We start from the raw sequence: 26,221 nt of genomic DNA, 5'->3' as shown, positions 1-26,221 counted from the left end.
ATGAACGTTTCTTTATCTTTTAGTACGATTTCTGAAAAATTTCAAGTAAAATCCAATTCCCCCAATACCCATTCCGCCAAACAAGGAAACTATGCCTAATTCAGGCATTTCTGGATAGATATTTGGTGCAAGAAATAGCAGCAATGCCCCAAAAATTATCATAGCAAATCCACCGTTGTTTCGTGTTTTGTTATGTTCCCCATGTACCATAATTATACATACTCTGAAAGTGTTTTTGCAACTTGCTTTCTTCCAATATCTGAGATGAACGGTCCTATTTTTGGTCCTCTAGACGTTCCGAGAATTATTTGATATAGTATTTTAAAGAAATCTTTTGGTTGCACATCGTTTGATTTTGCAATTTGGTATATTGTATTTTGAATGTCTTCAGGTTCATCTTCGTTACCGAGTCTATCTACTAACATCTTTAGTGCTTTTTTTGCAGAATCATCTAGATCAACTTGTGTTTTTTCTTGTTTATCAAACTCATTTGAATAATTTCCTGCAAGTTTGATTAGTTCTTCTACATCTGATTCTGGATTTTTAATTACTCCGTAATCTAGTAGTTTTTTCATTATTCGCTCACCTCTATTTTCTTTGAATATTTTTGCTAGTTCTACTAATAATCTATAGTTCACATGAGTGCTTGATTGTTTGGGGGGATTGAGTAAATTTACGTATTCATAGAGTCCTTTTGATTTTACTAGTTTTGCTTCATTGTCCACTTTGATTCGTCCAAAGTAAATGTCTTCTAATTCGTTATACTCTGCCATTAAAGATGGAATATCTTCAAATCCCAATTCACGTGCACCTGTAATTCTTTTGTATAGTAATAACAGAATTGATTTTGGACTCCCGAACTCTAACCATTTTTGTGCAGTAATTACATTTCCAAGTGATTTTGAAATTTTCTTTCCACCCTTATCTAAGAACATTTCATATTTTACATGATGTGGATGTGGGAATTCTAGAATCTCATCAGCTACCCAATCATTTACCTTCACTGAATCCATGATGTCTTTTCCATATGCTTCAAATCTGATGTCAAATGCTGCCCATCTTGCTGCAAACTCTACTTTCCAAGCTAATTTCCCAAGATCTTTTGTGATGTCTGCCTCTCCATGGTGATCACATCCTTTGATCCTCTTTGAGCCAATTTCTGCGTCATGGCAATGATACTTTACTTTCTTTTCATCTGTAATGTACTCTGTGGCCTCAGCTGTATAGAGGCGATTGCAATTTGCACAAACTGGAAAGTATGGGAGGTATTTCTGGTATTTTTCTTGTCCTACAAGTTCTGAAATTTTCTCTCCAATTTTTACACTGTTTTGTAGAATGGTGTGAATTTGTTCTTGAAGCAATCCTTTCTTGTATGTGTCTATTGCTCTTCTAAATTCATATTTTATTCCAACTTGATCTAATCCGTCTAAAAGAATACTGCTCATATGCATTCCATACGAATCATGACATCCATAAGGATCAGGGATTAATGAAACTGGTTTTGCTAAATGCTCTTTAAGAGAGTCAGGAAATCCCTCTGGTATTTTTCGTAAACCATCTAGATCATCTGAATATGCAATCAATTCTGACTTGTAACCCAAATTCTCTAATGCTAGTTTTACACCGTATGCTCTTACTGCATCTCCTAAACTTCCAATATGTGGAACACCTGATGCTCCAAGACCACTTTCTACTTTAATAAGATCTAAATTTCTTCCAAGAGTTTTTTCACGTTCAAGAAGTTCCCAAGCTAGCTTGTCAATCCACGTTCCTTTACCGATAATTTCTTGCTCAGACATCTTTTTCACTAGTTTAATGTCTTGGACATGTATGGTCCATATAATGAATACCCTAACTTTTGATAATACTCTCGTGTACCAACTGCACTGATTACTAGAATTTTTTTTGCATCAAATTCTTCTTTGGATATCTTTTCAGCTTCATTCATCAAATTTTTTCCTAATCCTGAATGTTGTATTTCGTTTTCTCCTTTTTCTCCAAGCTTCAATGATTTTCCATAAACGTGAATTTCTCTTACTATGCAACTATCTTTTCCTACTTCGTCTCTGTGGGCATCATTACTGGGCTTTCTTAATCTCAAAAATCCATAAATTGATTCATTTTTATCCTCATATGACAAGAAAACTTCTTTTCCTCCAGATGAATCATAGTTGATTCTTTTTAATTTTACATCATTTGGGTCTGATTTCTTATTGGAGAGTCCTGCTTCTCTACACCTGATGCATTTGCATACAAGTCCTTGTTTTGCTAAATTTTGATGAACTATCTGTCTGAGATTTCCTGATTTTGGTCCTGCAATGATTTCATTTGGAGAAATTTCTCTTTGAATCCTCATAATTCTTACCCATTTTGGAACATTCTTTTTGACTTCGGTTAACACTTTGATCATATCTTCATCCGAATATGGGATGTATTTTCCTTGCTTGTATTCTTCATACAGTGGAGTATTTTCAATAACTAATGATGGATAAATTTTCAACATGTCAGGACGTAGATGTGCATCTGCAAATAATTTTTTAAAATCTGCAATGTCTCCTTCTGGAGTCATTGTGGGTAATCCTGGCATCATATGTGCCACAATTTTATAACCTGCGTCTTTTGAAATTTGAAATGATGTTACAACATCATTGTAATTATGTCCTCTGTTAACCCTTTTGTAAACTCTTTCTTGTAATGATTGTACTCCTATCTCTATTCTAGTGATTCCATAGTTTAGCATTAAATCAACATGTTCTTTTTTACAATAATCTGGTTTTGTTTCAATTGTGAATCCTACATTTCTTATTGTAGCATGTTCATTATTTGATTTGGCCTCCTGTAAATTTTTCGAATCAATTCCATTTAATGCATCATAACATGATTTAATAAAATTCTCCTGATAGTCTTTTGGCATAAATAGAAATGTTCCTCCTACAATTACTACTTCCATTTTAGAAGGTTCGTGTCCAAATGCAATTAGTTTTTTAATTTTTGACGTAATTTGCAATTTTGGATCAAATTGATTTTCTATTGCATTAAGTGATGATGGTTCTTTACCCGTATAACTATTTGGAGAGTTGTATTCTATTCCACCTGGACAATAAGTGCATCTGCCATGTGGGCATGCATATGGTTTTGGCATTAATGCAACTACCGCAACACCTGAGGCAGTCTTTGCGGGTTTTCTTAGTAATACTTTTCGTAATTTGTTAAAATCTGATTCTTTTGCCATTGATAGGATTTCATAATTTCGAGGAATTCTATCCAATGCATATTTTGTACAAATTTTTATGATTTCTTCTTTGACTTGTTTTTTGCTCGGGTCATTAATTGTTAGAATATTTTGAGTAATTTCACTACATGCTTTTGATAAAACAGGGTCTAAATTACTCATGTATGTTCATCTTGATTTGGACATAAATTCGTTAAATAATTTAGCCTTCATTGAATCCGAATATCTTGTAGAGAAATTTGTATTAAATGATGATTATTGGATTCTATACTTCTTTTGAGCCTAATTAGTTGATACAATTACTTCGTGATTTTCACTAGTTTAGATTATCTTCGCTTGATTGTTTTTCTTTTGGATTTACTTGTCTTTCTTTTGGATTTACTTGTCTTTCTAGCTGGTTTTCTCTTTACCACCTTTTTCTTTACTATGCTCTTTCTAGCTGGTTTTCTCTTTACCACCTTTTTCTTTACTATGCTCTTTCTAGCTGGTTTCCTCTTTGATTTTGTTTCTTTGAGATTTTTTAATTCATTGATTTCATTTTCAATAGCTTTAATTTCATCTCGAATGTATTTCTGAGGATCTAGTTTTGAATGAATATGATCAACTATTTTCAGATAATCTGTCCCATTATCTGTTCTAACTAAAAATAATTCATTAGAATTAATTGGAACGCTGATAATTGCAGCTTTTTCATATTCAGTAATTGAAGATGTTTCATGACCAATCTTGTATGCCAGATTTGTATAGAGATCTCTTTTTTGTAATGCATAATGAATTGACATGTTGATTTCATCCCCTACTAACAGTTGCTCCACATTTTCTTTATGTCCTCCAGCAACAATTTCTCCTTTCATATTTACAACTCCGGCAAATTTCACTTGAGGATACAAATTGAGAACTTGTTTTGTTAATTCATTATAATCTATAGTCATTTCCCCTTGCAAATTTCTTCTCTAAAATCATATTTTATCCTAAAGAATTTTCTATATAATCTAAGACTTTGTTCTTATTTCTGCTCGATATTTTGTTCGCTAGGTGCTGAACCACTTTTTTGTTCTTTCCTGTATTCCATCTTTAACCATATTGGTGTGATAATAGTTGTCACTGCTACCATGATTATGATTGTAGAATAAACTTCAGATGTTAAAATTCCTGCAGTTACTCCTACTCCAGCAACAATCAGCCCTACTTCTCCTCTTGAGATCATTCCGATTCCTACTCGCATTCCTTGCCGTTTGCTTTTCAAAAACATCATTGCAGGCAATCCACACCCAAACAATTTTGTGACAATTGCTACTACAATAACTACGCCACTTAATATCAAAATATTCAAATCAACTGCTCTCAGATCAACTTGTGCACCAATAATTGCAAAGAATAATGGTGCAAAAATCAATCCAATTTTCCCAATGTAATTTTCCACTTTTTCAAATACTTTTGTAGTTGATAATGCCATTCCTACTGCAAATGCCCCTACAATAGGTGATAGTCCTATTGACCCTGCAAGAGCTGCTGCTCCAAAAAATGATGCCGTTGCTATTCCTTCCACACTTCCCTTTGCTTTCCATAGCCGTGGTGTGATTATTTTTGGGATGACAACTACTGCTACTATAAGCATTATTGCAAAGAATCCTAATACCTGCAAAATTGTTATTACTATTTCAGAAATGTCAATATTGTCAATTCCTCCATCGGATCCTGCAATAGATGACACTACTGATAATACTGCAATTGCTAAAATGTCATCTACAACTGCTGCGCCAATAATGAGTCTAGCTTCGGGAGTTTTTATTTTGCCAAATTCACTTAGAACTTGAATTGAAATTGCGATACTTGTAGCTGTTAGTGCTGTTGCAATAAGCATTGATTGTAATGCATCAAATCCGAACATTTGAAAAACCACGAGTCCTGCAAAGAATGGGACCACCACTCCCAGCGTACCTACAGTAAATGATGCTTTTCCACCCTTTAGGAATTCTTTAGGTGTCATTTCAAGTCCTGCCATAAACAAAATCACAATTGCGCCCATCTCTCCTAGTATTCGTATCTCATCATTGATTTGCAGCAACTGTTTTCCATCTACTACAAAAAATGCCCCTAATGCAAATGGTCCTACAATCATTCCTGCCAAAAGTTCACCTAATACAATTGGCAGTTTTAATCTGAGGAATAACTCTGCCATTAGTTTAGCTGCAAAAAGAAGAATTCCTATACCGATAATTGTTTCAATTAAGTGTGCCTCTACCATATTCTCTTACTGAATATTGTAAAAATCTGTCATATAAGGTAAATTAGGTTGAAAATAATTTTGTTGTTGTTAATTATTTAGATGATTATGTCCTTTAGCTTCCTAGAATGATTTATTGCATGATAAAATCGGTATTATCCAAAAAACCGTTAGTTAATAGTAAATTTACCATGAATAATTCATTGAATCAGCGTTCTTTACTTTTATATCATTCGGCTATCAAATCTGAAAAGACTCAACGACAATATGATTATCAGTTAAAATGTTTCAAGGAATACTCTGCCATCAAAAGTTTTGATAAATTAGTAGAAATTGAACCAAAAAAACTTCAAACAATGATCGAAGATTATGTGATGTATGCACGAGATCAAGGACAGGGGTTGAGTTCAATTCGTGCCAAACTTGTGGCATTGAAATTATTCTTTGTTATGAATGATGTTCTTTTGAATTGGGATAAATTAAGAAAAATGATTCCTGAAAAGACAAAATCAACTGGAGAAAGACCATACACAACACAAGAAATTGAAATACTCGTAAAGAGTTCCAAAACTCTACGGTATAGAGCATTAATGCAATTCATGGCTTCTAGTGGGGTTCGTGTGGGTTGTTTTGAAGAATTGAAAATGAAACATCTCAAAGATATGCCAAATGGTTGCAAGTCCGTTCTAGTTTATGCAGACACTAAAGATGAATACTATACTTTCATTCATCAAGAAGCTGTTGAGGCTCTTGACGAATATCTGGAATTTCGTACTCGAAAAGGCGAGACAATCACCCCTGATTCATGGGTATTTTGTTCACCTTGTGATACTACTAAACCATCATCAACTGAATCAACTACCACAACATTGAGCCGTCATGTCAAAAGGTCATTAGGTCGTGAAGAATCCAAACATGGAAGATATGAAATAATGACGTGTCATGGATTTAGAAAACGGTTCATCACTATTTTAAAATCAAACCCTTCTGTAAACATTAGTCTTGCAGAAAAACTAGCTGGTCATTCCGTTACCATCCCATTAGATAATTCATACTTTAAACCCCTACTTGAACAACTCTTTGATGAATATCAAAAGGTAATACCTAAATTATTCATCGATGATAAATACCGATTACAATCTCAGATTCAATCTCAGCAAGATGAGATTGATTTACTACAAGATAAAAACACTGAGATAGAGAATCTACAAAAAACCATTCTCCAAATACAAAATAACATGTTGGAATTACAGAAACGCCATAATTCCTAAATTAATTTTAAATCTTGAACGTTGTTCGTCTACTGATCCTTTGATTATATTCTTTAATCTGTTCTGATTCATCTGGATTGGTACTAAGAAAATAATTTGCGATATAATTAATTGTATTTTCTATCACGTCGATTCTTTTATCTGCCGTTCTTTTGTTGATGATATGATATGCTTTTGCAAGTCTTAATCTCGCTATATGTGCAGTAGAACCATTCATGTAATAATCTAGGGATTCTAATCCTCCTTTGATTAATTTAGTTCTTGGTTCTGATTGTTTTCTACTTTTAACGTATGTAAATAATGGTTTTTCAATATTGTTGATAGCATTTACTGTATCTACCATCCATCCTCTACGTCTTATCTGTGATTCGCTAAATTCTTTGTCTGTGAGGATTTCATTTTTACGTCTAAATTTGTGCTTATTTTGTTCCTTTTTTGTTTCTAAAAACCCTTCTTTTACAAGATAATCAATAGTGTCAAAACATCTTTTTTTGTCTGATTTTGTCTTTCTCCACAGTTCTGTTTTGTGAATCCACTCTGAGGCATTTTCTAATATGCTATCTTCAAGAATAATGTCCATATCGGTTTTCATTTTAAAACCGTTTGTTATAAGCATTAAATTTAATGATATAATAATGAGCCCACCACATTTTTGTACTAACTGTAAAGAACCATTGGAGAATCATTCAAAAAAAGACCTGATTGATTGTACACTAGAATTGTGCAAAAGCACTGTATAGTGGTTTAGACCTTTTTTTATTTTGTATTTTTTTGCATGTGATCCCTTTACTTTTTTGTGTTTTTGCTAGAATCATTCTTACACGTTCGTTGTTTTTCGATGATGCTTTGATAAATTTTGTTGATTTTTGTTTTCTTTGTGCTTGTTCTTTCCTCTCTTTTGTTATTTTGACCCTACTTTGACCCTAAATTTTGCTTATTTTTGCTTAATTTTTGTTATATCTTCGTTGTTTTTTGTTATTTTTTGATGCCTTTTTGTTTGATTTTCCTTAAACAAATTACGCCTAAAATCCTTAATTTTTAGTCTGTCTGAGAAATTCTATGGTTATCACAAAAATCAGTGAATGTCTTGTATGTAATACTCTCAAAAATAATCTCACTGAACATCATGTAAAAGAATGCAATGGTGAAATTATGATGGTGTGTAATGATTGTCATAAAGTGATTACATGGTATCAAGATCAGGCTATTCCAAAATTTAAAGAACAACTGGAAAAGAATTCATAGTTTTTAATCTATTAAGATTCGATTTTACGCATTGATAATGTCTATGCCTACTCTAGGCACAAATTTCAGGTATAAACTATATTTTTAGGCACAAATAATTTTTCGAATAAACACCTAGAATAAACACTGTTTACATTTACTATTAGATTTTAAAATAATTATTATAAAATTTCAAACCTTTTTTTTCAAAGGAATACAAAATTCCTTTATTTTCCCATTCTTGAAGAATTGGTGATAGAGTTTGTTGTTTAACTCCTACAATTTTTATTATTTCATTAATCGTATGTTTTCCGTCACATGCATTATAACCTTCAATGTATTTTTTTGGATTAGTTTTTCTATTGATAATAATCTCCTTAACTTCTTCTTCTTTTAAAACAAGTTTTGCTAAAAGACTTATTATTATTTGATTTTGTTTTTGAATCTCACTTAATTTCTCAACAATCTCTTCACTCATTTTCTCTTCCAACCTTCTCTGTCTCTCACAGATGTTCCTTTAATTCCCACCAACGGTCCTACCTCATCTGATTTAAAATCTAAATTTTTTAGCAAGTGAATTTTATCATCTGTGTCTTTGATACTTTGAATTGCTAATACTCCGATCAATTTATCTAGTTTCAAATTAATATCATTAAGAAGTTCCAACTCTGTTTTGTTCTTTCTCTCGTTTTGCTTTGTCATTCTTTCCATCCTTTTCTATGCCTAATAGAAGAATAACTAATTCCTGTAAATTCACTTGCTTCTTTTGAGGAATATCCTAATCTTTTCAATATTTTTAATTGATCATCTTCAGATTTCTCAAGGATCTGAATTTCTATCATAATGTCTAATTTTTTATTAATTTCTTCTAATAATTTTTCAGATTTTTCTTTTTTTGCCATTTAGATCTTCACATATACTATTTTTTTGTTCATTGTGGTTGATTTTATTATTCCTTTTTTACGTAAATGGCTCAATGTGGATTTTACATTATTTTTTTTCTTAGATGTAATTTCCATAATTTCTTTAATTGTATTTTTTCCATTACATAATTTCAATATTGCTTTTTCTTCAGCTCCTAATTTTGGAGGTGTGAATGATGTTTTTTGCAATGAAATTAAAATTGAAAGTTTACTGTCTATATCTTTGAGAACTTTTAGAATTTGTTTATCTTGTTCATTTTGCATTTTTATTTACCTTCTTCGTGTTTGATGTTTTCTTTTGTTTTGGAATTATTTCATACACTCTGCTTTTTTGCATGTGTGCAGCTTTTGAGATTTTATCTGTGGGAATATCTGAATATGATGCTTGTAACATTGATAGATCTCTTAATGCCATTAATAGATCTTTTATTTCGTTTAATTTTTTTACCATCTGTTCTTCTGAATTTTTGACCATGAATATTCTCTTATGTTCGTGGATTTAACCTTTTTTATACCAATACTAATGGTATTGATATTTTATCATTATTTTTATACTTAAAATTCCTAAAATCAGAAATTTTTAACATTAGTTAAAGTAAATAATATTTATATACTATAATTATATCTATATATATAGATAGAAAATGACTAATGAAGAATTGAATGGTATTAGTATGAGGTTAGATGCTATTCTATCAGTATTGATGGAACAGACGGTTGTTCAGGAAAAAACTGCCAAAGATAAGATATCTCTATTGAATGATTTTGATTTTGATACTCATGAAATTGCTCGAATTCTTCACACTAGCAATAGTAACGTGGCAAAGGAATTATCATTATTGAAAAAGAGAGGTAAAAAATGAACGATAAAGCCCTCGAATCTATTGATAATCGCTTGAAAATTATTTCTAAATTACTTGCATTAGATGTTGTAAAAGGTAGACAATTTCAAGAACAAGTAAAAATTCTTCATGAAATGGGTATGCAGCCATCTGAAATTGCTGATTGTTTAGGAAAAACAGCAAATAATGTTCGTGTCGCGGTTCATGGAATTAAAAAAAAATCTACTCAAAAAGAGGTTAAGGAACAATGAGTAATGAAAAAAATAAACAAACTGAACTTGAATCTATAAAAAATCTGTTGATTCTTTTATTGATTAAATCTGGGGCAACATCAAGTGAGATTGCTACTTGTTTAGGAGTTGATTCTAGTGGAATTAGAAAAAAATTTCCAACAAGAAAAAATAAATCAAAAGGAGGTGATTAAATTACCTGTATCCGTGATTGATGAAGCAGCTAATAAAGAAAAAATGATCACCCATGCTGTGAATGTAATTGGTCGTTCTCAAGACCGTTTGAAAGTTTTCGAATCAATTTATTTCCATAAATCACCTGTGAAAACTCAAGATCATATTCAAAATGAAACTGGATTAAAAAGTTTAAAAAGAGTACTTGAAGTCGGTAATTCTCTTGTTTCTGGAGGTGTAATAGAACAAACTGAAAAAAATAAGAGAATTGCTTATGGGAAAATCCCCTTCTATAAAAAATATAAAACTATTATCATTCAGCGTGTACATAAAAAACAATTTAATGTTCCTAGTGAATTGTCATCTGGTAATGGGAATATCACTGTAACTGTGAATTTAAAAAATAATAAACATATTCCAAAAGAATTAACTGTTGATGATATAGATTCTTTTTCAAAAGTTAAAAAAATTGGCTCAATTAAAACAAAAAGAATTCCTGAAGAAGATATCAAACAATTATTGAAGGCGATAACTAAAGAAGATGGGAAATTTGTTGATTGGGGTGGTGAGATAAATGATATCAATACCACGCGACTTAAAATTAATGGTAAGCGAATTAATACTTCTTTTGCTTTAAAGGGTGCTGGCACTCCTCCCACTTTAACAATTAAAAAGATGGGCAAGCATGGTGATCAAATCTCTAGATTGTTCAAAAGTCCTTCACAGGCATTTTTTGTTATGTATGATGCTCAAATTGATCATAGTATTCTTGACATGATGAAAAGTTTGGCTGAGAATAAGTCCAATAAAGAAAATAAAATGATCTATTATGGTGTCATTGATGGTCAAGACACGGCACGTTTATTTCGAGCTTATTCTAAATCAAAAATCTAAATTTGATTTTTATTATTTGATCGATTTTACTCAACATTCTTTAGCTGTAAGAAGCCTTTGTAACGCAAAATTATATTTCACACTTGTATGGCGTATTAATCATCTCAAAAATAATTCCTCTAAGAAATTAAATCAACAAAAACGACGTTTGAATGTTAAATTAAGCAATTTTTATCGAGTTTACAAAAACACCTTTCTTGGGAATAATCTTTCCTATTTCCTGACTTTGTATCTTGTGTTTCTTGAATATTGATTTAATTCGCACTGCCTGTTCTTTTGGTGCAATAACACAGAATCCTACTCCCATGTTAAACGTCTTATACATTTCTTCGAGCTTTACCCCTTGTTCTTCAACTAATCCCATGATTGGTGGAATTTTTGGTAGGGACTCAATCTCATATCCAATTTTCTTGAGGCGTAATAGCTTGGTAAATGCTCCTCCTGTAATGTGGGCCAAACCATTGACTTTACATTTTTGAATTATTTCTAGTACTGGATTTGTATATATTTCGGTAGGCGCTAATAATGCATTACCTATTGTTCCTATTCCTTTTACTTTATCTTTTATAGAATATTTTCCTAAAATTGCTTTTCTTGCAAGCGAATATCCGTTTGAATGAATTCCTGTACTATTTGCACCCACAATCACATCCCCTACGTTTATTTTATTTCCAAGCACCAAATCTTTTTTATCTACTAATCCTACTACCATCCCTGCTAAATCAAATGCAAATCCTTTCCCATCAATCACATCTGGCATAATTGCAGTCTCTCCTCCGACAATCGGCATTGAAGATTTTTTTGCACCCGTCACTAATCCCTCGACAATTTTTTTGAATATTGTTGCATCATTTTTGTTTGCAGCGATATAGTCTACAAATGAGATAGGTGTTGCACCAATGCAGATAACATCATTAACATTCATTGCGACACAATCAATTCCTATTGTGTTGTATTTTTTCATCATGTTTGCAATAATTACTTTGGTTCCAACACCATCTGTGTGTGTTGCCAAAAGTTTTCCTCCGGGGATCTCAACAATTCCTGCATAATGGCCAAAACCATGTGCTATCTTTGCTTTTTTCTGAAGTTTATGAGTTGATGCAATTAATTTACCAATTGCTTGTTGACTTTGTTTGATTTTAGAAATGTCCACTCCTGCTTTTTTGTAGGTTAACACCATAATTTGATGCGTATTTGCTATGAATAAAAGAATTTGCCTGCTGTTTCGATCACATATACATTCCAGCTATCTCTTCTCTATGCTCTACATATTTCTGAGATAACTCACTAAATTCTGAGTGGAATCTATCTTTCTCATCTTCTAGTTGTTTTGTGTCAATGTTCAAATCATAGAATCTATTCAGTGCTTCAATCAGGGTGGCGGCTGCTCCTGAATCAGGCGCCACTTTGTTTGCTTTTGCTAATAATGTTAGTCCTTGGATTTCCCTTACCAAGCATTCGTTTAATATCCCTCCTGGAATTCCTGTGATAAATCCCTGTGGGATCATACTGATGTCTTTTTCTGCCATGGTTCGTACCAAATCTTCTTCAGCTGCACAATATGCTTTGTCATCATGTCCTATACTTGCAACCCCGTCTAAAATTACAATTTCTTTTGAGCCTTTCTCTTCTGCCCAATCTAAAATTTCTCCTACTAGTGAATACAACCCTTCCATTCTCAATGTTATTTCACAAATTATCGCACATATTGTTCCCTCTGGATTTGCATAAAATCTAAATGGATGCCGTAGTCTCCCTCTCATGAAAACTGTTGATGGTGGAAGATATTTTGATCTCATTACTGCTATTTGTTGCATTTTCAGTTTCTCAATGATGTGGTTTATTGCAAGAGGTCCTACTAGACCTGCACCTACAAATCCTGCAAAAATTATTGGACTGTTTAATTCTATTTTCTTTATCTCAAAGATTTCGGCTTCTGGAAATTCTTTCTGCACTGTTTACGTCGATTTGTTCTGTCTAATTACTTTTGTCAATATTTGTTTCTTATAGAATCTGTTTGACAGTTTTTATAAGATCAAAAATTTTCTCTAAAATTTAATATCTTATGGGATCATAATGATTCAGTGTCAATACGTAAACCTGTAATTAAAAAACCCAAGACTCCAAAAATAAAGAAACCTTTAATTTCAAAACGTAAGAAAATTGTTAAAAAATTACCTACTCTCTCAATAGGCAGAGTCAAAACAAAAGTTTCTAACAAAAAATCGGTTATTCATAAAAAAACCAATTCTAAAATTCCTCGTGGAACATGTTATGCTGAAGAAAACTGCAAAGGAGTAATCTTAAGAAAAGTTACTAAAACACAATGTCGAAATGAAGGCGGAAAAAGCTGGAAAAAAGCCGGTGGCACATGCGAAAAATTATGATTTTGTGTCTATCTGTAATCATTAAAATTCAAAAATGACTATTATGAATTAAATGGTATAAGTATATCCTTCTGAATTAATATTAGTCCTGTTAACTGTAATTTAATACGAATATGTCTGACACCCAAGAATGTGTTATTTGCTACTTGCACTAATAGTAACTACTGTTCAATTCTTAAAATAATTTGGATGACAAATCTTGAATTTCTTTATGTTTTTCAGTAAGTTCTTTTACCTTCTCATCCAATTCTGTATTTTGGGGGTTATCTGATTTTAGTTCATCATATTCGGTAAGCAATTTTTTATATTCATTTTGTAATTTCTCGTAATTATTTAGATCTTTTTGATCATATTCTGATTGAGTCACACTATGATTTTGTGATTTTCTTATTTGAAATATATTATTAACAAAAAAAGTTGTTAAACACTAAATTTTTTTAAATCCAATTGTTTTTTGTTTTTACTTATTATGTGTCTATATATTGTTTGAAAATTATTTGATTGAGAATTAACCTGACTATCTTGACAAATCTATCTTACTAAACAATATTAGTAATTTGATAAATTAACCTTAAACATTGAATGCCGATCAAGTTCTACAAACTATACAAGATGAAAAAATTTCATTTATTGATTTTTGGTTTGTAGATATTTTTGGTGAACTTCATAATGTGGGAATGCCAAGCTATGCAATTGATAAAGATAGTTTTGTAAATGGTCTTGAAAAACTCGATGCAAGTTCAATTGTTGGATTCAAATCTGTAAATCATTCTGATATGATTTTATTACCTGATCCATCGTCATTTAAAATTCTCCCAAATGATTATGATCCTGGTAATCGGAAAAATGCACGAATATTCTGTGATTTGTATGATGGCAATTCGAACAAAGAGTCTAGATATAATCGTGATTCTAGAGGAATTGCCAATAAAGCATCTGAAAAACTGTCTGATTTTGGTTTAACTCATACCAATTGGGGTCCTGAAATAGAGTTTTTTGTATTTGATACTATCAATGTTTATCCTTCCCCCTATGCTGCGACGCATTCGTATGGTGGTTCAGGATATTCTATTGAATCAAAAGAATCTCCTTGGGCTAAAGGCAATGTCAGTACGGCCATAGATCTCAAAGAAGGATACTATCCATCACAACCTAAGGACACACTTGAGGGATTTCGAAAAGATATCTGTGATGATCTGTATAATTACTTTGGAATAAAAATAGAAGCAGAACATCACGAAGTTGCGACTTCGGGTCAATGTGAAATCAATTTAGTATATGATGAGATGATTGCAATGGCAGATAATGTAATTGCAGTTAAAAATTTGGTGAAAGTTAAAGCTAAAAGAAAAAATAAAGTTGCAACTTTTATGCCAAAGCCAATTTTTGGTGATAATGCTTCAGCAATGCATACTCATCAAAGTCTGTGGAATGGAAAAACGAATGTGATGTATGATAAAGATGATGAAGAGGCACAAATGAGTCAAACTGGAAGATACTATATTGGTGGGATTTTAAACCATGCTTCAGCTTTGTGTGCAATTTCAAATCCTACCACAAATTCTTACAAACGTCTTGTTCCCGGTTTTGAAGCACCTGTAAATGTTTGCTGGGGGTTAGGAAATAGATCTGCTGCAATTAGAGTTCCAATGTATAATAGAAATCAAGAAAAAAGCAAGAGACTAGAATATCGTGTACCTGATCCAACTGCAAATATTTATCTGTTAGAAGCCGCATTACTACTAGCTGGATTGGATGGAATAAAAAATAAAATTGATCCTGGAAATCCTATTGAAGAAAATGTATACAAACTTTCTGCCGAAAAGAAACGAGAATACAAAATTGGAACTTTGCCTGTTTCATTGAAGGATGCACTTGATTCTCTAAACAGTGATTCGAATTTCTTAGAAGATGTTTTTACAAAAGATTTTCTTGATGCATATTCTGAGATAAAATACAAAGAATACACTGCGTTTGCCCAAACTCCTACAGCTTGGGAAGTTTCAATGTATGCAGATGCTTGATTAAATTCATCCAAAAATTAAATTTAATTGCTTTTCTGCATAAACAGATTCAACATGGTTCGCCCCTTGTCTGTAATTGTATAGATCATGTTTGAACCAACTGCTTCTTTTTTAATAAAGTTGTAATCTACACACAGATGTAGGTAGTTCAGAAATGACTTTTTCATTCTGATTTTTGACTTTGAATACAAATCAGAAAATGTCATAGGGTTTCCTCTTAATTGATATAGCAACTTTATCAAAGACAGTGTACTGAAATCTCGTGTTCTTGCTTTTACTGCATCGAGAACTTGTTCGTCTCTTTGTATGATAAAATCCCCGAATTGGTCTGCCACTTCTAGTGGTACATATGTTAGTCTTGCTCGCATCATACCGTATTGTACGGTACATTACCTTATTAGTCTTTAACTTGAGCTTTGCTTGTCTTTCTAGCTGGTTTTTTTACACCTTATTCGTGCCTGTTTCCTTCTTTAATTTATCACGATCCATTTTTTGATGTTGATAAAGACCATTTCTCATAAATAGCCCCTTTTTTGAAAATTATTTGTGAAAAAGATAGAAGCTATAATCAAGCGAAAAACTTTCACTACTATTAAGACAAATCTGAATGTTCTTGGAACATTTGTAATTGACAAACGAAATTTAGATGACAGTGATATTTATGATGAAGCAAAAGGTTCTCGCATTGGTTCTACTGGAATAAAATCAATACCTTTGGCAAAAATTGAGATTGTAGTGCCAGACAAGGAGGCAAGAAAAGTTGTAGAAATGATTTCAAAAAATTCTGGTCTTACATCAGATCATGGTGGGAAAATCTTTGTCTCTGAAATGGAAGAAGTCGTGGACATGGAAACACTTGACGCAAAACAAGATTTAGAAATTTTTGCAGAAGAAAAAACAAAATCTGCACCAATACCTAAACGTAGTAGATTTGTTCCATTACAGAAATTCACTTTACATAAATTGCAAATAGTGTATGAAGTAAACAAAGAAAAACTCAGAGATGATTATCGAATAAAATCATTTAGTGATTTCGTAAATTACTGCATTGTAAAATCACTTCCTATTATGGAAAAACAATTAAAGAATCCTACGGTTATTTATGAAAATACTTTTGGTGATTTTTAGATATAAGGTCCAAATAGAGCTAATCCTACCAACGTCATACCCACCCCTGCAAGAATTAATTTTGCAATGGATATTTTTGAGAGTTTCATAAAAATAAACCAACAAGCAATGGTGCGACGATAATTCCACACATAACTGCAACTTTAAGGTAATCTTTACGCTGGAATGGCTGCATCTTTTCTCTGTGAAATAATTTACTTTTGCGCAAATTCATGGTGATTCTAAATTGTCGATTCTCCTTCATCACCTGTGGCAATGTCTACTGCACGTAAGATCTGAGATACAAATATTTTTCCAACTCTTCCATTCTCTTTGATAATTCCTATAATTTCGTCTTCCCTAGCATCTGCAATAATTGCTTCAATTCTATATTTGTCATTGAACTGAGGCGTAAAGATCTCGCTGCCTTTTGATGCGTGAATTTCAGGTCCTGGCCTCTTTCCTCTTCCTCTAACTTTGGATACTGTGAGGCCTCCAATTCCTATTTTCTTTAATCCTTCGCTTATTGCCATTACGTCATTTTCGCCAAGTATGACTTCGATTTTGAGCATTTGGTTATTCTATTGTCTATTACACAAATATAATTTCTGATTTTGATGGTCAAATGATATACATATGATAATCAATCTCAGACATTGTTATTAGTTTTGAATTAATTTTTTTCACTAATGGTACTTGATTCTGGGGATACAGCGTGGATGCTAGTAGCTGGAAGTCTTGTACTTTTGATGATCCCTGCATTGGGTCTTTTTGAATCTGGACTTTTAAGAAAAAAGAACGCAGCATCAATTTTCATGCAGATCTTTTTTGGTTTGGCATTATTGAGTGTCATGTGGTTCGTATTTGGATTTAGTTTATCTTTTGGTGACTCTACAATGGGACTAGTTGGAAATATGGATTGGGTATTTCTCAAAGGTGTTCCATCTGATGGTCCATTAGAACAGTATGCTCCAACCATTCCAGGTGTCTTGTTTGTAAAGTTCCAATTGATGTTTGCGGCAATTACTCCGTTATTACTTACAGGAACAATTGCTGAAAGAATGAAGTTCAGCTCATTTATCATATTTATCGCTGCATGGTCTATGCTGATTTACTATCCTCTGGTTCACTGGGTTTGGGGAGGAGGTTGGCTATCCCAATTAGGTGTAGTTGATTTTGCAGGTGGTATAGTAATTCACACAAGTGTTGGAATGGCAGCCCTTGCTGCAGCAATTGTGCTTGGAAAAAGAAGACATTATGGTCCTGCTATAATGATTCCTCATAGTATTCCACTTGCAGTTCTTGGTTCTTCGTTGTTATGGCTTGGATGGTTTGGCTTTAATGCAGGAAGTGCATTGTCAGCTTCTGGCGGAGTTGCAGGAAATACTGTAATTGTTACTCACATGGCTTCTTCAGTTTCTGCTTTGATTTGGGCTGGGCTTTCTTGGGTAAGAACAGGGAAACCTTCTGTTGTTGCAACAATTAACGGTGCAATTGCAGGTCTTGCTGGAATTACTCCTGCATCTGGCTTTGTAAGTGCAGAACATGCCTTTGTTATTGGTATTGCAATTGGTGTAATTTCCTATTCAGGAGTTGTACTATTCAAAGAAAAACTAAAGATTGATGATGCACTTGATGTAAGTTCTGTTCACGGTGTTGCCGGAATTGTAGGTGCGCTTTCTATCGGAATCTTTGCCAGTACTGTAATTAATCCTGGCGGTGTTGATGGATTGTTATTTGGCAATCCTGATCAATTGTGGATTCAAGCAGTAGGTGTTGGCGTTGCAGCCGCAATGGGCTTTGGTGGAACTTGGATAATTCTGCAAGTGATGAAGCATCTGATTGGAATTAGGGTTTCGCCTGAAGTCGAAGACGTAGGACTTGATATTAGTGAACACGCAGAATCTGCCTATTCTGATGAGGAGGAATTCATGCTGGATATGGATACCTTTACTGAAGAATTACAGGAAAAGGATGAAATATTCCGAAAAAAGTAGATTTTTTGGTGTAATGTTTTGGCAATTAATTACGATGAATTATCGAAAAAAGTACTTGCTTTAGATTCACAAATTAGGTTTGCAGGTATTGCAAATAGTAAAGGTGAGCTTGTTGCTGGAGGCCACAAAGAAAGTATTGATGGAATGTTAAGTGATGATGAAGTTAAAATGTCAATTCATTATGCATTACAAAAAAGAGAACTATATACGAATCTGGCATACAAGATTGGTCATGAAACATCTTCAATTACTGAATATGAAAAAGTCACAATGATCAGTGTTCCAATTAACTCTAATGAATTATTTATGGTTAGTACAGAACCAAGGGCAGATTATCTGAAGATAATTGATTATATTCATTCAGCACTTGGTTCCGAGAAATATTCTGTCTAGTATCTGATTTAGAGAACTTTTAGATTATTATGTGCCTGTAATGACTTGGCAAAATTAGCTTGAATTGTTTGAATTGTGAAATTATAGTAAATCATTCACTTTAAACCCCTCTATCTGGAAACTTCGTTGTGGAAATAGTAATCAATGCAGTGCTGACTATAGTCGGATTAGCTATGCTGTGTTTTGGTGGTAATTGGTTAGTTAGTGGCGGTGTTACAATCGCCCGAAAATTTAGAATAAGTAATCTTGTAATTGGAATGACTATTGTAGCATATGGTACCTCTACGCCGGAGCTTGCAGCAAGTGTTGCAGCAGCTGGAGAACACAGTGCTATAATTTTGGGAAATATTGTTGGAAGTAACATTGCAAATGTTGGAATGGTTATAGGAATTGCAGCAATTCTTGTTCCACTTGCCGTAAGTAAATCTGTTTTACGTAAAGAAATTCCAATAATGCTAGGTGTTTCTTTTCTTTTGATTTTGATTTCAATTGATGGTGAACTTTCTATATATGATGGAATTTTATTACTTGTAGGATTGGGTGTTTATGGATATTATACATTCAAAGATGCAATGAAACACCGAGAAGAAAGCAAGGAAAATGTTGAAGAAAGTAAAAATAATGTATATCTGAAATCTTTTGGATTAATTGGGATAGGTGTTGTTATTTTGTATTTTGGCGCAATTCTTACTGTTGATAATGCCGTAATTTTAGCCCAAGAGTTTGGATTATCTGAAAAAATCATAGGACTAACTGTGATTGCAATTGGAACGTCTCTTCCGGAATTAATTACATCCATTATTGCAATTAGAAAAGGACATGGCGATATTGGTGTTGGAAATATTATTGGAAGTAATATCTACAACATCTTAATGATCATGGGTGTTGGTGCGGCGCTTGGAGGTGTAATGGTCGCACCCGATGTCTTCATTGATTATGCCATCATGATCATCTTTAGTATTTCATTGTTAATTGCACTTAAAACTGGAATTATTAATCGTGTTATGGGTGCTTGCCTTGCACTAGGCTATGTGGTATATTTGATTTTTACATTTTTCAATTAATTTAGGCCTAAATTAGATTGATTTTACCGAAATTTTTTCTGCTTTTATTGATGGTGCAATTGATGGAAGTGATGCCCACTGAATTATGTTTTTTTGATTATTTCCAATTTCTGAAATATTTTTTAACATATTTACAAGATTGTGAATTATTCTGACTGATTTTCCAGGACCTTTGATTTCACCATTCTCAATAATTTTTATTCCGCTTCTTGCAGTACATGAAAAATCTCCTTTGATTGGATTTACTGCATATGTGTACCATAGCCTTCCAATTAATAATCCGTGTTTTGTGTCTTTTATCATGTTTTCTTGTGTGCTCTTTCCTGGATTAATTTTTAGATTATGTGGTGCTGAAATTGGAATTGGTTCTGAGCTTCTACCCATTGGAGATCCTAAACGTAATGCATTTCCTGAAGATTGTTTTCCTTCTTTGTAACTATCGTAAAGATTTGAAAACGTATTTTTGAAAATTCCATTTGCTATCAAACTTTGTTTTTGGGTTTTAACCCCTTCATCGTCAACCGATTTTGTTCCTATGCCTTCTGAAATATGTGGATCATCAATTAAACTAAATTGTTTTACTGCAATTTCTTTTTCAAAATCATTTGAGAAACAACTTTTCTTTTCTGCGAATGTTTTAAAATTAAAGTTTGATGCAATCACAAATGATAACAATTCCCCAACAGAATATGGCTCAAAAATTATGGAATATGTATCTGAATCAATTTTTTGTGGATTTATTGATTCTAGGCACATATTTTTTGCATCATCTCCTATTTGTTCTGTTGAAAAATTTGATAATGTCCTACAACTATCATGTCCAATTCCTGATACTGGTAATGTACCTGATTCTGATTCTGCATTAATTATTCCTGAGATATATGTAGACTTTTCTCTGAGTTTTAACCCATTTGAATTTTCAAGCTCAAAATCATCTGAAACGATATTCAGTGAGCCTGTAATTGTGTTTATTTTGTAGCTATTAGTTGCATTAATCATAGATTCTGCTATATCCATAGCTTGAGATCCTGAAATATTTGCTAGGTTTTCGTCATATGTTCCGTCTAGTTTTTGTGACTTTATTTTGGATGGTAGTCCACGCCAAAATTCTCGTGGCTTTACACTGTGTAGAGTCTTTAACGAATCATTAATAACATCTTTAATTTTTTGCTGATTTGTAATTTGAATTGAAGCAATTCTCTTATTGTGGATTAATCTAATGCCATAACTTTCCTCAAAGCTTTGTTTGGTTTCGGCAATCTCTGAATCAGTAATTCGCACAGTTGTGATCTTTTTTTTCAAAACAACTATTTCACATTCGTCAACTCCAACATTCTTTGAATGATTTAATGCCTCTTCTAAGGCAGACATTTACTTCGCTCTAGGGTTTTTGTATTTGAATTTGTTAATTTTTATCAATTCTACATATGATCCAAATTGGGATGTATCTAAAATTCTATCTAGTTTTTCATCTACCTCCTCTTCTGCATCAAACTTTTTTAGAATCTTATAATTTGTGTTCCTCTCAGCAGGTATTCTTCCAATCTCTTTAATCCTTCTTCTAATTTCTTTTGGTTTTAGTAATTGTCCATGTTCTGAGCCTGCTGATGTTGAAATACTTTCGTTAATCAGAGTTCCACCAAAATCATTGGCTCCCCACATTAGCAATAACTGTGACATTTTTTGCCCTTCTTTAACCCATGACATTTGGATATTGTTAATTGAATTGTTTAACATGATTCTTGCAACAGCATGTGTTAGTAAGACATCATTTCCACTTCCTCCTCGTCTTATTCCTTCATGTAATTGATGTTTGTACATGGGGGCTTCAGTATGAATAAAATTTAGAGGTACAAATTCAGTAAATCCTCCTGTCTCTTTTTGTATGTCTCTTAATTTTACTATATGTGCCACTCTTTGTTCTAGTGTTTCTAAATGTCCAAACATCATAGTTGATGTAGTATTGATCCCAATTTTGTGAGCATATTTGATTACTTTTTCCCAATTCTCTACGCTTATTCTTCCTGGAGAAATCTGGTCTCGTAGTTTTTGATCAAGAATTTCTGCTGATGTTCCTGGAAGTGTATCTACTCCTGCTTCCTTCATTCTTTTTAGAAATTCCTCAATTGAAATCTCAGATCTTGATGCTCCGTATAGGATCTCTTCAGGTGAAAATCCATGAATATGTATATCTGGAATCTCTTTTTTGATCTCCCTGCAAATACTCTCATAAAGATCTCCTTTCATATCTGGGGGCAGTCCTGCTTGAATGCATACTTCAGTTGCTCCTAATTGACGTGCCTCCATTGCCCTCCGTACAATCTCTTCTGTTGGTAGAAAATATCCCTCCTCTTCTCTAAAATCTCTGCTAAACGCACAAAACCCACATTGTTTTATGCACACATTTGTAAAATTGATATTTCTATTTACTACATAAGATACAATATTCCCGACTCTTCTTCTTCTAATTTCATCTGCAACTAATCCCACTAAATGAAAATCAACTCCGGTTGATTTGTATAACTCTAATCCATCTTGAGCAGAAATTTCTTTGTCTGATAATGCATTGTTTAAGATTTCAGAAATGAGTGGATCTGCATTTTTTAATAATGCGTCTATGTTGATTGTCATCTCCAATATTCCTCTTTTACCAATCCTTCTTCATTTTCAATTACTGCCATCTTATCTCTTAACTCTTTGCTAATAAAAGAGAAAAATTCTGGATATACTGGGAATCTGCATTTTAAATCAAATCCTGCATCTTTGGACTCTTTGCTTACTTTGTTAATTTCTGGCCATGCAAATTCTGGATTTACAAAATCAGGAGTAAGTGGAGATATGCCTCCCCAATCATTTATCCCAGCGGACAAGAAACTTTGATATGATTTGGGTGATAAATTTGGAGGAATCTGTATGTTCATTTCAGGCATTATTATTCTTGATAGTGCCACAATTGTTTTAAAATATCTCTCATCAGCTGATGGTTTGTTTTTCATAACCGTGTCTGGTTTTGGTTGAAAATTTTGTAAAATTACTTCTTGTATGTTTCCATATTTGCTGTGAAGTTCTCTTATTGCTAAAATTGAATCAATTACCTCGCCAATTGTCTCTCCTATCCCTACAAGAATTCCTGTAGTTATTGGAATTCCAATTTTTCCAGAATTTTCTAATACCTGTAATCTTGCTTTTGGTTTTTTACTTGCTGCCAAATAATGTGGCATTCCTCTCTCTGTTAGTCTTTCACTGACATTTTCAAGCATAACTCCCATTGACACATTTGTTTTTTTCAATTCTTTCATTTCTTCATAATTTAGATTGCCTGCATTAGTATGTGGAAATAGTCCTATCTCTAATGCTAATTCTGATGAATGAATGAGATATTCTACAGTTGATTTGAATCCGTTCTCTTTTAACCACTCGCGTGCTTCTTGGTATCTTTGTTCTGGTTGCTCACCTGTAACAAAAAGTGTTTCAACACACCTGTATTTTTTTGCAAGTTGCAATAATTCCAGAATTTGTTGTTTTGACATTAAAGATAATTTTTCTTCTCCTGGCTCTGCTTTGTATGTACAATATGAGCAAGTGTCCTTACATAAATTGATGATATTAAAAAATGCTTTTTTAGAAAATGTAACTGTATTTTTTTTGAATTTTTCTCTTAGATTTTGAGATACTGAAAAAAGTTCAGTAGGATCTTTTAGAGAATTTTGATAAATCTCAAAAATATCTTCACGAGATATTGTTTTGTTCTCTAAAACTTTGTTTAAACTCTCGGAGTTTAAGACAAGCTTGTTCAACAGAATCCATTCTTGATTAGAAGTATTTATGCTTGTGTTATTTTAATTTCCATTGGGTCTTTGTTCTAGAATCACTGTGACATTTGTTGTTCTTCCATCTCTCAAAATATCTAAAACCATTTCATCTCCGATAGTTTTTGCTCGCTGAAGATGAATCAAAATATCGTCAATTTTTCTAACTTCTTTTCCATCTACTGCTAAAATTATATCTCCTCCAACTGCATAACTTATTCCATCTGTCTCGATTGTTTTATCCGAACCAATCAATCCTGCTTTTGATGCAGGACTATCTTCTACTACTGTGACAACTAAAAATCCAACTGCATCTTTTAATTCTAAAACTTTGGCCAAATCTGGATCAATATCTCTGCCTGAAATCCCTATCCATGGATGCTTGTATTCTCCTTTTTCTATTAGGATGGGTACAATTTTTGCGACCGTCTGTGATGGTATTGCAAACCCTACTCCTGTAAATTCACCTGTGGCTGATTGGATGGCAGTGTTTATTCCGACAATCCCTCCGTGCATATTTATCAATGGTCCACCAGAATTTCCTGGGTTAATTGCTGCGTCTGTCTGAATGACATCTGGAATTGAATATCCGTTACCTGATGGAAGTAATCGTCCTAATTGACTTACAATTCCTGATGTCATAGATCCTGACAATCCAAATGGATTTCCAATTGCAGCTATTTGTTCTCCTACTTTGAGATTTGATGAATCTCCAAGTGACAACGGATGTAAAAGTTCTAAATCTGCATTAACTTTAACTACTGCAATATCTGTAAACTCGTCTGATCCTATAATTTCTGCATTGTATGATCTTCCATCAAGAAATGTTATAGTTACTTTGTTTGCATCCTTTACAACATGCGCATTTGTAATTATGTGTCCTATTTTGTCAAAAACAAATCCTGATCCTACGCCATTTGCAATATCAGCAGTTTCACTTCTTTGAACGTTAACTCGTACAACTCCTGGTTCTGATTTTTCAAAAATTTCAATTAATGATAATTTTTTTGAATAAATAGAAGTTACTTCGCCCACTGTACTTGATGAATGGCCATTACTAACTATGATTTCAGGCTTTATTGATTCTGGTGATGAAATGAATAACACGGCAAATAATACTAGAACAATTGCTGCCCCCACCGAAGCACCTACAATTATTCCTGATTTGTCCATAGGTTCTTGGTTTTCTGTTTTCTATCTAAAAGGATTACTATACGCTGATAGAATTTTGAGTGTGGTCTTTCATGGAATAACTCCTCCCTCTCCACATCACTGATTCGTTTCTCTTTGCTTGCAGTAAGCCACTTAGAAATCCTAAAACCACCACTAAACTGCCGAGTGGTGCAAATAATGCATGAATTAATCTGAGATGTAGTCCCATTTTTGTCTCAATAATTGCTCCTATATAGATCAGTGATGATGCCGCCGCAGCTGAAATACAAAGTATTTTTGAAGATATCTCCTCTATAGGAATAGACAATGATACTGCAAATATTGGAAATGGTACAAATAACAAAAATGCCACCGCAAAAAAAATTCCTATAGCGATTTTTGCATTTTGAAGGTATAGTGGAATCATTAATCTTTTTAGTGCATTCCACAATGTGCTTTTGTCTCTTGCCCAAACTGCGTCAATTAGATGATCTCCTCTCACCATTTTCATTTTATGTCCTGCCTCTTTGACTTTTTTTCCTAATGCCCCGTCTTCAATAATCTCATGTTTTACTCCTTCGTGCATTCCTACATTTTCATATGTCTTTTTTTTCAAAATAAAAAAACTACCAAAAAAATAGCCTGTTTTTTTGGCAGGATTGTTGACATTTAATGCAGAAAATCTACTGTGTAAAAATGTTGAAATCATTGGCAATGTGACCTTTGTCCAAAAATCAAATGTCATCATTTTGGGAATTGCAGATAACGCATCTAAATTAAATGAAACTAAGTGTCCTACAGCAAGCGATATTACATTTTGGGAATGTTTTGTATCTGCATCGGTAAATAATAATAGTTCTCCACTTGCTTTCTTATATCCCTCCATACATGCCCAATTTTTCCCCATCCAACCATCTGGTTTGGGTCTTGCAATTATTGGAATTACTTTGGAATGTTTTTCTGCATATTTGTAAATAATTTTTTGTGTGTTGTCTTCTGATGAATCGTCAATTACTATGATTTCATAATTTTTATAATCTTGATCAATTAACGAGTCTAAACATTTACTGATAAATTCTTCTTCATTTCTTGCTGGAAGAATCACTGATACTTTGGGATTGGTTTTTGATGTATTTTCAAATTTATCTAGATATGGTGTAAACCTAAACGAATCTACCATTGATTTAATTAGAAAAACCCATGCTCCACAAATCCCAATTAAAATTGCAGTTAAAGTGTAATTGAAAATATCTAATATTAACTCCATA

33 protein-coding genes are annotated in these 26,221 nt (G+C 32.9%); 12 read left to right on the top strand and 21 right to left on the bottom strand.

Features of this window, described 5'->3' with window-relative positions; all coding sequences use genetic code 11:
• Positions 1-12: 12 nt before the first annotated feature.
• From OO712_RS07230 to OO712_RS07210, 5 genes are all read right to left on the bottom strand, one after another.
• Positions 13-210 carry a hypothetical protein gene (locus OO712_RS07230; RefSeq protein ID WP_109876168.1) on the bottom strand — a complete coding sequence of 66 codons (198 nt, stop codon included), beginning with the start codon at positions 208-210 and terminating at the stop codon, positions 13-15.
• Between the two features lie 2 nt (positions 211-212).
• A complete protein-coding gene (gene lysS / locus OO712_RS07225; RefSeq protein WP_109876167.1) occupies positions 213-1,799 on the bottom strand; it encodes a lysine--tRNA ligase in 1,587 nt (528 codons plus the stop codon).
• 8 nt (positions 1,800-1,807) lie between these two features.
• Complete coding sequence (locus OO712_RS07220; protein WP_109876166.1) at positions 1,808-3,394, bottom strand: elongator complex protein 3; 1,587 nt, start codon at positions 3,392-3,394, stop codon at positions 1,808-1,810.
• A gap of 164 nt (positions 3,395-3,558) precedes the next feature.
• A complete protein-coding gene (locus tag OO712_RS07215; protein WP_264953653.1) occupies positions 3,559-4,176 on the bottom strand; it encodes a hypothetical protein in 618 nt (205 codons plus the stop codon).
• Positions 4,177-4,238: 62 nt separating this feature from the next.
• Positions 4,239-5,480 carry a cation:proton antiporter gene (locus tag OO712_RS07210; protein WP_109876165.1) on the bottom strand — a complete coding sequence of 414 codons (1,242 nt, stop codon included), beginning with the start codon at positions 5,478-5,480 and terminating at the stop codon, positions 4,239-4,241.
• Positions 5,481-5,662: 182 nt separating this feature from the next.
• On the opposite strand from OO712_RS07210, the gene OO712_RS07205 reads away from it, so the two are divergent.
• A complete protein-coding gene (locus OO712_RS07205; protein WP_160049188.1) occupies positions 5,663-6,730 on the top strand; it encodes a tyrosine-type recombinase/integrase in 1,068 nt (355 codons plus the stop codon).
• 7 nt (positions 6,731-6,737) lie between these two features.
• On the opposite strand, the gene OO712_RS07200 is transcribed toward OO712_RS07205, so the two are convergent.
• Complete coding sequence (locus OO712_RS07200) at positions 6,738-7,322, bottom strand: hypothetical protein (protein WP_146195972.1); 585 nt, start codon at positions 7,320-7,322, stop codon at positions 6,738-6,740.
• A gap of 467 nt (positions 7,323-7,789) precedes the next feature.
• Between OO712_RS07200 and OO712_RS07195 the strand changes: the two genes are divergently transcribed.
• Positions 7,790-7,975, top strand: a complete 186-nt coding sequence (locus OO712_RS07195; RefSeq protein ID WP_109876162.1) for a hypothetical protein — start codon at positions 7,790-7,792, stop codon at positions 7,973-7,975.
• 142 nt (positions 7,976-8,117) lie between these two features.
• On the opposite strand, the gene OO712_RS07190 is transcribed toward OO712_RS07195, so the two are convergent.
• From OO712_RS07190 to OO712_RS07170, 5 genes are read right to left on the bottom strand one after another with little or no spacing between them, the layout of a single operon-like run.
• Positions 8,118-8,432, bottom strand: coding sequence for a hypothetical protein (locus OO712_RS07190; protein ID WP_146195971.1), 315 nt, complete (start codon positions 8,430-8,432; stop codon positions 8,118-8,120).
• Positions 8,429-8,656, bottom strand: a complete 228-nt coding sequence (locus OO712_RS07185) for a hypothetical protein (RefSeq protein WP_146195970.1) — start codon at positions 8,654-8,656, stop codon at positions 8,429-8,431. The genes OO712_RS07190 and OO712_RS07185 overlap by 4 nt, the downstream gene beginning before the upstream one ends.
• Complete coding sequence (locus OO712_RS07180; protein ID WP_109876159.1) at positions 8,653-8,856, bottom strand: hypothetical protein; 204 nt, start codon at positions 8,854-8,856, stop codon at positions 8,653-8,655. The genes OO712_RS07185 and OO712_RS07180 overlap by 4 nt, the downstream gene beginning before the upstream one ends.
• Positions 8,857-9,141 carry a hypothetical protein gene (locus OO712_RS07175; RefSeq protein WP_109876158.1) on the bottom strand — a complete coding sequence of 95 codons (285 nt, stop codon included), beginning with the start codon at positions 9,139-9,141 and terminating at the stop codon, positions 8,857-8,859. It abuts the gene before it with no gap.
• The gene (locus OO712_RS07170) at positions 9,131-9,352 is read right to left on the bottom strand and encodes a hypothetical protein (protein WP_109876157.1); all 222 of its coding nucleotides are present in this window, start codon (positions 9,350-9,352) and stop codon (positions 9,131-9,133) included. Before OO712_RS07170 ends, OO712_RS07175 begins: the two co-directional genes overlap by 11 nt.
• Positions 9,353-9,521: 169 nt before the next feature.
• On the opposite strand from OO712_RS07170, the gene OO712_RS07165 reads away from it, so the two are divergent.
• Genes OO712_RS07165 through OO712_RS07150 form a run of 4 tightly spaced genes read left to right on the top strand, consistent with a single transcriptional unit; the run spans position 9,522 to position 11,017 of the window.
• On the top strand, positions 9,522-9,740 hold the full coding sequence (locus OO712_RS07165) for a hypothetical protein (protein ID WP_146195969.1): 219 nt from the start codon (positions 9,522-9,524) through the stop codon (positions 9,738-9,740).
• Positions 9,737-9,970: a hypothetical protein gene (locus tag OO712_RS07160; RefSeq protein WP_109876155.1), complete on the top strand. Its 234-nt coding sequence runs from the start codon at positions 9,737-9,739 to the stop codon at positions 9,968-9,970. The genes OO712_RS07165 and OO712_RS07160 overlap by 4 nt, the downstream gene beginning before the upstream one ends.
• Positions 9,967-10,143, top strand: a complete 177-nt coding sequence (locus tag OO712_RS07155; protein WP_160049187.1) for a hypothetical protein — start codon at positions 9,967-9,969, stop codon at positions 10,141-10,143. The genes OO712_RS07160 and OO712_RS07155 overlap by 4 nt, the downstream gene beginning before the upstream one ends.
• Positions 10,088-11,017, top strand: a complete 930-nt coding sequence (locus OO712_RS07150; protein ID WP_146195968.1) for a hypothetical protein — start codon at positions 10,088-10,090, stop codon at positions 11,015-11,017. The genes OO712_RS07155 and OO712_RS07150 overlap by 56 nt, the downstream gene beginning before the upstream one ends.
• A gap of 160 nt (positions 11,018-11,177) precedes the next feature.
• Here the strand turns inward: OO712_RS07150 and purM are convergent, their stop codons facing one another.
• Both purM and OO712_RS07140 read right to left on the bottom strand, forming a co-directional pair.
• A complete protein-coding gene (gene purM / locus OO712_RS07145; protein ID WP_109876153.1) occupies positions 11,178-12,200 on the bottom strand; it encodes a phosphoribosylformylglycinamidine cyclo-ligase in 1,023 nt (340 codons plus the stop codon).
• Positions 12,201-12,249: 49 nt separating this feature from the next.
• On the bottom strand, positions 12,250-12,975 hold the full coding sequence (locus OO712_RS07140; RefSeq protein WP_109876152.1) for a proteasome assembly chaperone family protein: 726 nt from the start codon (positions 12,973-12,975) through the stop codon (positions 12,250-12,252).
• Between the two features lie 129 nt (positions 12,976-13,104).
• On the opposite strand from OO712_RS07140, the gene OO712_RS07135 reads away from it, so the two are divergent.
• Complete coding sequence (locus OO712_RS07135) at positions 13,105-13,407, top strand: hypothetical protein (RefSeq protein ID WP_109876151.1); 303 nt, start codon at positions 13,105-13,107, stop codon at positions 13,405-13,407.
• A 175-nt stretch (positions 13,408-13,582) separates the two neighbouring features.
• On the opposite strand, the gene OO712_RS07130 is transcribed toward OO712_RS07135, so the two are convergent.
• A complete protein-coding gene (locus OO712_RS07130) occupies positions 13,583-13,774 on the bottom strand; it encodes a hypothetical protein (RefSeq protein WP_109876150.1) in 192 nt (63 codons plus the stop codon).
• A gap of 211 nt (positions 13,775-13,985) precedes the next feature.
• Between OO712_RS07130 and glnA the strand changes: the two genes are divergently transcribed.
• Positions 13,986-15,431 carry a type I glutamate--ammonia ligase gene (gene glnA / locus OO712_RS07125; protein ID WP_109876149.1) on the top strand — a complete coding sequence of 482 codons (1,446 nt, stop codon included), beginning with the start codon at positions 13,986-13,988 and terminating at the stop codon, positions 15,429-15,431.
• Between the two features lie 23 nt (positions 15,432-15,454).
• Here glnA and OO712_RS07120 read toward each other — a convergent pair whose 3' ends face one another.
• Positions 15,455-15,802: a helix-turn-helix domain-containing protein gene (locus OO712_RS07120; protein WP_109876148.1), complete on the bottom strand. Its 348-nt coding sequence runs from the start codon at positions 15,800-15,802 to the stop codon at positions 15,455-15,457.
• 175 nt (positions 15,803-15,977) lie between these two features.
• On the opposite strand from OO712_RS07120, the gene OO712_RS07115 reads away from it, so the two are divergent.
• Positions 15,978-16,559 carry a P-II family nitrogen regulator gene (locus tag OO712_RS07115; RefSeq protein ID WP_109876147.1) on the top strand — a complete coding sequence of 194 codons (582 nt, stop codon included), beginning with the start codon at positions 15,978-15,980 and terminating at the stop codon, positions 16,557-16,559.
• 221 nt (positions 16,560-16,780) lie between these two features.
• On the opposite strand, the gene OO712_RS07110 is transcribed toward OO712_RS07115, so the two are convergent.
• Entirely contained in the window at positions 16,781-17,110 is a 330-nt protein-coding gene (locus tag OO712_RS07110; protein WP_109876146.1) for a P-II family nitrogen regulator, read from the bottom strand.
• 117 nt (positions 17,111-17,227) lie between these two features.
• Between OO712_RS07110 and OO712_RS07105 the strand changes: the two genes are divergently transcribed.
• From OO712_RS07105 to OO712_RS07095, 3 genes are all read left to right on the top strand, one after another.
• Positions 17,228-18,535: an ammonium transporter gene (locus tag OO712_RS07105; RefSeq protein ID WP_109876145.1), complete on the top strand. Its 1,308-nt coding sequence runs from the start codon at positions 17,228-17,230 to the stop codon at positions 18,533-18,535.
• An 18-nt stretch (positions 18,536-18,553) separates the two neighbouring features.
• Positions 18,554-18,928 carry a DUF6659 family protein gene (locus OO712_RS07100; protein ID WP_109876144.1) on the top strand — a complete coding sequence of 125 codons (375 nt, stop codon included), beginning with the start codon at positions 18,554-18,556 and terminating at the stop codon, positions 18,926-18,928.
• A gap of 128 nt (positions 18,929-19,056) precedes the next feature.
• On the top strand, positions 19,057-19,992 hold the full coding sequence (locus tag OO712_RS07095; RefSeq protein ID WP_109876143.1) for a calcium/sodium antiporter: 936 nt from the start codon (positions 19,057-19,059) through the stop codon (positions 19,990-19,992).
• Between the two features lie 12 nt (positions 19,993-20,004).
• Here OO712_RS07095 and OO712_RS07090 read toward each other — a convergent pair whose 3' ends face one another.
• Genes OO712_RS07090 through OO712_RS07070 form a run of 5 tightly spaced genes read right to left on the bottom strand, consistent with a single transcriptional unit; the run spans position 20,005 to position 26,220 of the window.
• Positions 20,005-21,363, bottom strand: a complete 1,359-nt coding sequence (locus OO712_RS07090; protein ID WP_109876142.1) for a TldD/PmbA family protein — start codon at positions 21,361-21,363, stop codon at positions 20,005-20,007.
• On the bottom strand, positions 21,364-22,623 hold the full coding sequence (gene cofH, locus OO712_RS07085; protein WP_109876141.1) for a 5-amino-6-(D-ribitylamino)uracil--L-tyrosine 4-hydroxyphenyl transferase CofH: 1,260 nt from the start codon (positions 22,621-22,623) through the stop codon (positions 21,364-21,366).
• On the bottom strand, positions 22,620-23,789 hold the full coding sequence (gene cofG / locus OO712_RS07080; RefSeq protein WP_109876140.1) for a 7,8-didemethyl-8-hydroxy-5-deazariboflavin synthase subunit CofG: 1,170 nt from the start codon (positions 23,787-23,789) through the stop codon (positions 22,620-22,622). Before cofG ends, cofH begins: the two co-directional genes overlap by 4 nt.
• Before the next feature lie 42 nt (positions 23,790-23,831).
• Positions 23,832-24,974 carry a S1C family serine protease gene (locus tag OO712_RS07075; protein WP_109876139.1) on the bottom strand — a complete coding sequence of 381 codons (1,143 nt, stop codon included), beginning with the start codon at positions 24,972-24,974 and terminating at the stop codon, positions 23,832-23,834.
• 37 nt (positions 24,975-25,011) lie between these two features.
• Positions 25,012-26,220 carry a glycosyltransferase family 2 protein gene (locus OO712_RS07070; protein WP_109876138.1) on the bottom strand — a complete coding sequence of 403 codons (1,209 nt, stop codon included), beginning with the start codon at positions 26,218-26,220 and terminating at the stop codon, positions 25,012-25,014.
• Between the last annotated feature and the right edge of the window lies 1 nt (position 26,221).

The organism is Nitrosopumilus zosterae (genome assembly GCF_025998175.1).
GTDB classification, from domain to species: Archaea; Thermoproteota; Nitrososphaeria; order Nitrososphaerales; family Nitrosopumilaceae; genus Nitrosopumilus; species Nitrosopumilus zosterae.
The sequence above is the reverse complement of the archived record's forward strand: the minus strand, read 5'-3'. Positions and strand labels throughout refer to the sequence as shown.

Bases quoted from the DNA above. Each gene is read 5' to 3' on its own strand.
- OO712_RS07230 (WP_109876168.1), bottom strand. From the start codon at position 210: ATGGTACATGGGGAACATAACAAAACACGAAACAACGGTGGATTTGCT.
- lysS (WP_109876167.1), bottom strand. From the start codon at position 1,799: ATGTCTGAGCAAGAAATTATCGGTAAAGGAACGTGGATTGACAAGCTA.
- OO712_RS07220 (WP_109876166.1), bottom strand. From the start codon at position 3,394: ATGAGTAATTTAGACCCTGTTTTATCAAAAGCATGTAGTGAAATTACT.
- OO712_RS07210 (WP_109876165.1), bottom strand. From the start codon at position 5,480: ATGGTAGAGGCACACTTAATTGAAACAATTATCGGTATAGGAATTCTT.
- OO712_RS07200 (WP_146195972.1), bottom strand. From the start codon at position 7,322: ATGAAAACCGATATGGACATTATTCTTGAAGATAGCATATTAGAAAAT.
- OO712_RS07195 (WP_109876162.1), top strand. From the start codon at position 7,790: ATGGTTATCACAAAAATCAGTGAATGTCTTGTATGTAATACTCTCAAA.
- OO712_RS07190 (WP_146195971.1), bottom strand. From the start codon at position 8,432: ATGAGTGAAGAGATTGTTGAGAAATTAAGTGAGATTCAAAAACAAAAT.
- OO712_RS07185 (WP_146195970.1), bottom strand. From the start codon at position 8,656: ATGACAAAGCAAAACGAGAGAAAGAACAAAACAGAGTTGGAACTTCTT.
- OO712_RS07180 (WP_109876159.1), bottom strand. From the start codon at position 8,856: ATGGCAAAAAAAGAAAAATCTGAAAAATTATTAGAAGAAATTAATAAA.
- OO712_RS07175 (WP_109876158.1), bottom strand. From the start codon at position 9,141: ATGCAAAATGAACAAGATAAACAAATTCTAAAAGTTCTCAAAGATATA.
- OO712_RS07170 (WP_109876157.1), bottom strand. From the start codon at position 9,352: ATGGTCAAAAATTCAGAAGAACAGATGGTAAAAAAATTAAACGAAATA.
- OO712_RS07165 (WP_146195969.1), top strand. From the start codon at position 9,522: ATGACTAATGAAGAATTGAATGGTATTAGTATGAGGTTAGATGCTATT.
- OO712_RS07160 (WP_109876155.1), top strand. From the start codon at position 9,737: ATGAACGATAAAGCCCTCGAATCTATTGATAATCGCTTGAAAATTATT.
- OO712_RS07155 (WP_160049187.1), top strand. From the start codon at position 9,967: ATGAGTAATGAAAAAAATAAACAAACTGAACTTGAATCTATAAAAAAT.
- purM (WP_109876153.1), bottom strand. From the start codon at position 12,200: ATGGTGTTAACCTACAAAAAAGCAGGAGTGGACATTTCTAAAATCAAA.
- OO712_RS07120 (WP_109876148.1), bottom strand. From the start codon at position 15,802: ATGATGCGAGCAAGACTAACATATGTACCACTAGAAGTGGCAGACCAA.
- OO712_RS07110 (WP_109876146.1), bottom strand. From the start codon at position 17,110: ATGCTCAAAATCGAAGTCATACTTGGCGAAAATGACGTAATGGCAATA.
- OO712_RS07105 (WP_109876145.1), top strand. From the start codon at position 17,228: ATGGTACTTGATTCTGGGGATACAGCGTGGATGCTAGTAGCTGGAAGT.
- OO712_RS07090 (WP_109876142.1), bottom strand. From the start codon at position 21,363: ATGTCTGCCTTAGAAGAGGCATTAAATCATTCAAAGAATGTTGGAGTT.
- cofH (WP_109876141.1), bottom strand. From the start codon at position 22,623: ATGACAATCAACATAGACGCATTATTAAAAAATGCAGATCCACTCATT.
- OO712_RS07075 (WP_109876139.1), bottom strand. From the start codon at position 24,974: ATGGACAAATCAGGAATAATTGTAGGTGCTTCGGTGGGGGCAGCAATT.
- OO712_RS07070 (WP_109876138.1), bottom strand. From the start codon at position 26,220: ATGGAGTTAATATTAGATATTTTCAATTACACTTTAACTGCAATTTTA.